This is a genomic window from Bifidobacteriaceae bacterium, assembly GCA_031281585.1.
In the GTDB taxonomy this organism is placed as follows: domain Bacteria; phylum Actinomycetota; class Actinomycetes; order Actinomycetales; family WQXJ01; genus JAIRTF01.
The window spans coordinates 1-5,213 of the sequence record JAITFE010000006.1; the positions used below are offsets into that span (position 1 = coordinate 1).

Annotated in this window: 4 protein-coding genes and 1 pseudogene; all 5 read right to left on the minus strand. The window is 65.1% G+C overall.

Going from position 1 to position 5,213, the window contains the following annotated elements:
• A complete protein-coding gene (locus LBC97_00215) occupies window positions 1-1,014 on the minus strand; it encodes a glutathione S-transferase C-terminal domain-containing protein (protein ID MDR2564486.1) in 1,014 nt (337 codons plus the stop codon).
• A 255-nt stretch (window positions 1,015-1,269) separates the two neighbouring features.
• Window positions 1,270-1,995 (minus strand): annotated as a pseudogene (locus tag LBC97_00220) (amino acid ABC transporter ATP-binding protein).
• Between the two features lie 5 nt (window positions 1,996-2,000).
• The gene (locus LBC97_00225; GenBank protein MDR2564487.1) at window positions 2,001-2,978 is read right to left on the minus strand and encodes an amino acid ABC transporter permease; all 978 of its coding nucleotides are present in this window, start codon (window positions 2,976-2,978) and stop codon (window positions 2,001-2,003) included.
• Window positions 2,979-3,067: 89 nt separating this feature from the next.
• Window positions 3,068-3,949 carry a transporter substrate-binding domain-containing protein gene (locus LBC97_00230; GenBank protein ID MDR2564488.1) on the minus strand — a complete coding sequence of 294 codons (882 nt, stop codon included), beginning with the start codon at window positions 3,947-3,949 and terminating at the stop codon, window positions 3,068-3,070.
• Window positions 3,950-4,011: 62 nt separating this feature from the next.
• Complete coding sequence (locus LBC97_00235) at window positions 4,012-5,097, minus strand: hypothetical protein (GenBank protein MDR2564489.1); 1,086 nt, start codon at window positions 5,095-5,097, stop codon at window positions 4,012-4,014.
• Between the last annotated feature and the right edge of the window lie 116 nt (window positions 5,098-5,213).

A 5,213-nucleotide genomic window follows, 5' to 3' on the forward strand; every position in this document is an offset into this window, starting at 1 on the left:
CTACCGGCGGGTGGGCTCCAGCCAGTCCGTTTGGTAGCCGGCCGGGATGATCCGGGTCGGGTTGATGTGCGGGTGGGTCAGGAAGTAGTGGCGTTTGATGTGGTCGAACTTGGTGGTCGATCCGAACGCGGGCTGCTGGTATAGGAAGCGGGCGTAGTCCCATAGGTTTGGGTAGTCCACCAGGCGCCGGATGTTGGCCTTGAAGTGGGTGGCGTAGACCGCGTCGAACCGGGCCAAGGTTGGGTACAGGCGGATGTCCGCCTCGGTCAGCGCTTCTCCCAGCAGGTGGGTCCGCGAGCCCAGAAGCCGCTCCAGCCAGTCCAGCGACTCGAACAATTCCGCCACCGCCAAGTCGTAGGCGGACTGCCGCCGCGCGAACCCGCACCTGTACACACCGTTGTTGACGGTTCGGTAGACCCGTTCGTTGATCGAGTCGATCTCCTCCCGCAGCCGCTCCGGATACAGGTCGAGCCCCGGATTCTGCGCCCAGGCGTTGAAGCGCGAGCCCAGGTCAAGAGAAATGTCCGGGAAGTTGTTCGACACGATCCGCCGGCTTTTCAAATCCCACAGCACCGGCACTGAAATGTGGCCGGGGTATCCCGGCTCGGTCGCGTCATACGCCTCGCGCAGCAAAGTGAACCCGTTGTACGGGTCGAGCGTCAGGTCCGGCCCCGGACGGAAAGCCCAGCCGCGCCCGTCCCGCACCGGGTCCACCACGCCGAGCCCGATCACGTCCCCGAGTCCCTTCAACTCCCTCACGATGAGCTGCCGGTGTGCCCACGGGCAGGCGTAGGACGCGTACAGCACATAGCGGCCGGGGGCGGGCTCGAATTCGCCCCCGGCCGCTATGCGGCCCTGGAAGGGATAGGCGGCGCGCCGAAACGCGCCGTCGTCGTTTCCCGGACCGGGGCGCTTCGCCCATCCGCCGGAGTCACCGAACTCTTCGAAGTCCACCGGGCTCGCCTCGCTCGGGCTGGCGGCCGGATCCGGCGTCCAGCCGGTCGGCGCGGCCATTCAGAGTCTCCTCGCGGACGCGGCGCCCACGCCGGCTGGTTGGTCGGCCGGGCCCGCGCCCGCGATCCGGCCGGAGCCGGGAATGGAAAGGGCGGCCGGGATGGACGCGGCGCCCACGCCGGCCGGTTGGTCGGCCGGGTCCACACCCGCGATCCGGCCGGAGCCGGGACTGGAAAGGGCGGTCGGGCCGGAAACGGTCGCAGCATGGGACAACAGCTTGTCGAAGTCGTAGACCGTGCGGTCGGCGGTCAGGGAGACGCGGGAGATGAACTGGCGGCCGCGTTCCGTCTTGGGGGCGCCGAAGACTTCCTGCGGGGTGCCCTGCTCAATGATTTCGCCCTCGTGCAGCAAGACGACCTGGTCGGCTATCTCATACACAAAGTTCATCTCATGCGAGACGATCACCATGGTGCGGCCCTCCCGCGCCACCTCCCGGATGACCTCCAAGACCTCCGCGATCATCTCCGGGTCGAGTGCGGACGTCGGTTCGTCCAGCAGCATGACCTTGGGATTCAGAGCCAAGGAGCGCGCGATCGCCACCCTTTGCTGCTGGCCGCCGCTCAACTGGTTTGGGAAATGGTCCACCCGGTCGCTCAAACCCACGCGGTCCAGCAGCTCCAAGGCCTGGGCGCGCGCCTGCGCCTTCGGCACTTTGCGGACCGTGGTCAACCCCTCGGTGACGTTCTCCAGCGCCGTCTTGAACTTGAACAGGTGGAACAACTGGAAGACCATCGCGGTATGGCGGCGCATGTACTGGATGTCGTCCTTGGTCGCCTGGGCGGCGTCAAAGGAACGGCCGTCCAGCGTGATGGCGCCCGCGTCCGGCGTTTCCAGGAAATCCACGCAGCGCAGAATGGTCGACTTGCCGGAACCGGAAACCCCGATGATCGCGACCACCGAGCCCTCCGGGACCTCAAGGTCCACACCCTTCAGGACTTCAATGTGGCCGAAGCTCTTGTGTAGGCCGGTCAGTTTCAACATGGGGCTCACCGCCTTGCTTTCTTGGTTCTGCGGGCTCGATTGGGAGTATTGGCAGCGGCAGCCTGGACGGCGTCCGAGGCCGGCCCGGAGGCCGAAGGCGAGCCGTCGCCCGAAGCCCGGCTGGGCGAAGCCGGGCCGGAGCCTGAAACCGGCGGGGAGGTCGAACGGGCGCCCACTCCCGCCGGTTCGGGGACGGCCGCTTCGCGGCGGGCGCGCACTCGGGCGGGCTTGGCGCCGTTGTTGCGCAGCGGTTTGCGTTGGCCCGCGCCCTCGACCGGTTGGACGCCGCGCTGGTCGCGGGCCAGTTTGCGTTCCGCGAGGAGCAGCAGTCGGGACGCTATCAACGTGATGATCCAATAGATGATGGCCAGCGAGACGTACATCTCGAAGTAGCGGTAGTCGCGGCCCGCGATCAGCCGGGCGGCGGCGGTCATCTCGATGACGCCGCAGACGAACACCAGCGAGGTGTTCTTGATCATGTTGATGAACCCGTTGCCCAAGGTGGGCAGAGCCACCACGGCCGCCTCCGGAATGATGATCCGCCAAAGCGTCTGCCCGGAGGTCATGCCGATCGAGTGGGCGGCCTCGATCTGCCCCCTGTCCACTGACAAGATGGCGGCGCGGATCGACTCGGACGAGTAGGCTGCGTCGTTCAAAGCCAAGGCGACCAGCGCGAACATGATGGGCGGAATGCCGTTCACGTTGAAATCCCAGCCGAGCTTGTCGTCCAGGTAAGTCAAGAAGAACGGGATGCCGTAGTAGGTGGTGTAAAGCTGGACAATGATGGGCGTGCCGCGGGTGAAGGACACGTAGAAGTCCGCCAACGGCTTGAGCACCTTGGTCCGCTTGATCTTCACCCAAGCCACCAAGAACCCGATCAGGAGGCTGACCAGCGTTGCAACCAACGCGATGAGCAGCGAGATCGGCAAGTACCTCAGGATCTCCGGGATCTTCGCGAAGACCATCCAGAAGTCGAAAAGCATGATCGGTTTCTCCTGTCAGCAACCGGCCGTCAGCAACCGGGTGTCAACCCGCCGCCGCCCGCCGCCGGCCGCTCACGGCCTGGTCGTCCTCAGCGGCCCGTCATGTCGAAGCCGAAATACTTCTCCGACAATTCGACCAATTTGCCGCTCTTCGCCAGTTCCAGGATCGCCTCGTCGACCCGGTCCGCCAGCTTCTGGCCCTCCTCGTTCTTCTGGAAGATGAACCAGCCGAACGGATCCTGGATCTCCTGGGTCTGCTCCTGGCTCAGTTGGACGTACTCCAACTTGCCGTCCAGATCGGAGTATTCGGCAATGTAGTTGTCGTACATCGGAATTTCCAGGAAGGTGAAGTCGATCACCTCTTCGCTGAGGTCCACCAGCTGCTTGACCTCTTCTGCGGCGGTGTAAACCGTCTCGATCGGGTTGTCGGGGTTCTTCTCGTTGAAGGACTCGAAGAACAACTGGGCAAAGCCGCCGGTGTCCGTGGTGTAGGTCTTCTTGCCGCCCAAGTCCTCCAAGGTCTTGATGTTCTTCGGGTTGCCCTTCGGCACCACTATGACCGTCCAGTTGTACACGTAGGGCTCCTTGCCGAACAGGTACTTCTCCTCCCGCTCCGGCTTCTTCGTGATGTTGTTGTCGCCCATTTGGTAACGGCCCGAATCGATCCCGGAGAAGATGGAGGGGAACTCCGTCACCTCGTACTCGAAGGTGTATTCGGGCAGATACTCGTCAATTGCCTGAACCACCTCATAGTCGTAGCCGGTCAACTGGTTGTTCTCGTCCTGCCAAAGATACGGCTTGGGGCCCGCGCCGGTCCCTATCAGGACTTTTTGCACCTTGACGTCCGGCGACGAGTCGCCGTCGCCGCCGGTCCCGGAGCCGCTGTCCGATCCGTCGCCGCAAGCCGTCAGCAAAGCCGCTCCGGCCAGCAACGCCACCGACGTGGTCAGGTATTTCTTGGGGGATTTCATGGTGTGTCCTTTCTTGGCGGCCGCCCGGCGGGGGCCGTGTTTCTGGGGCCAGAACTGAAGCGTCAGACGAATCGCCAATGGTCGGCGGTGCCGCCCGCGCCGGGGCCGGAGTAGAGCGGAGAGCCGACGAGTCCCGTCCGGTCGACCGGCTCGGACCAGTGGGCCGCCACCTCCGCCGGGGGCCGGAGCTTGTAGCCGGGGGCGGAGAAGCCGCCGCTGGGCAAGTACTCCCCGCTGGGGCCGGTGCCCCAACCGAGGAAGTACCGCTCGGCATCGTCCGTGAAACCCTGCTGGAACAGGTCGCGGGCGTAATCCCACAGGTGCGGGAAATCCCAAATCTGCCTGGTGGCGTCCTCGCCGAACTGAACGGCCAACGCCGGGCGGTAGGAGCGCTCGAAGCTCGACAGGGTCTGGAACAGGCGCACGTCCGAATCCGTCAGGCGCGGCCCGAACAGGTAGCGCCGCGAGGCCAGCCGGAAGTTCAAATCGCCCAGCCGGGCGTAGAACACGTCGAAGGCGGCCTTGGCCGCGTCCGGGTTGCGGGCGAAGATGACCTTGTAGGTGCCGTTGTTGACGTCGTCGAAGATCTGCTGGTTGAGCAGGTCGATCGCGCCCCGCAAGTCCTCCGGGTACAGGTCCGGCGCGCCGGGCTTGTGGTGGGCCGCCCATGCGACCTCCCAGTCGTGGGGGAGCACGTGGTAGTCGTTGGACACCACCTTGCCGGTCTGCCCGTCGATCACGGTGGGCGAGGTCCCGCGCCCCTGGAAGCCCGGATCGGTGCGCCGGTAGAAGTCGTTCAGGTGATCTGTGCCGAACCGCTCGCGGATGTCGTTGCCGGCCTGGGCGATCACCCAGCCGTTCTCATCCTTGCCGGTCAGGTGGTAGAACGGCACCGCCTCCTCCAGCCCCAGCAGTCTGAGGATGATGTGCTGGCGCCGCGCCCACCCGCAGCCGAGCGAGCCCAGGATGAAGTAGCGGCCCGGCTCGACGGGCGCCTGTCCCGGTTCGGGGCCGAACCGCTGGCTGAACCAGTTGCGTTGGCGCAGGAAGGTGCCGTCTTCGGTGTGCTCGGGCGTCTGTTGGCGCGTCAGCGGCTCCACGAAGGGACGGTTTTGGAGGTTTTGCTCCAGGTCGGAAGTGATGGTCATGTTGGTTTTCCTTTGGGGGTTTGGGCCGTTGGACGATGCCGCCCAGCCGGGTGTTGTTGTCAGGTCTGGTTGCGCTTTTCGCGTGTTTCGCGCCGTTCGCGTGGGTTATTTGGGCC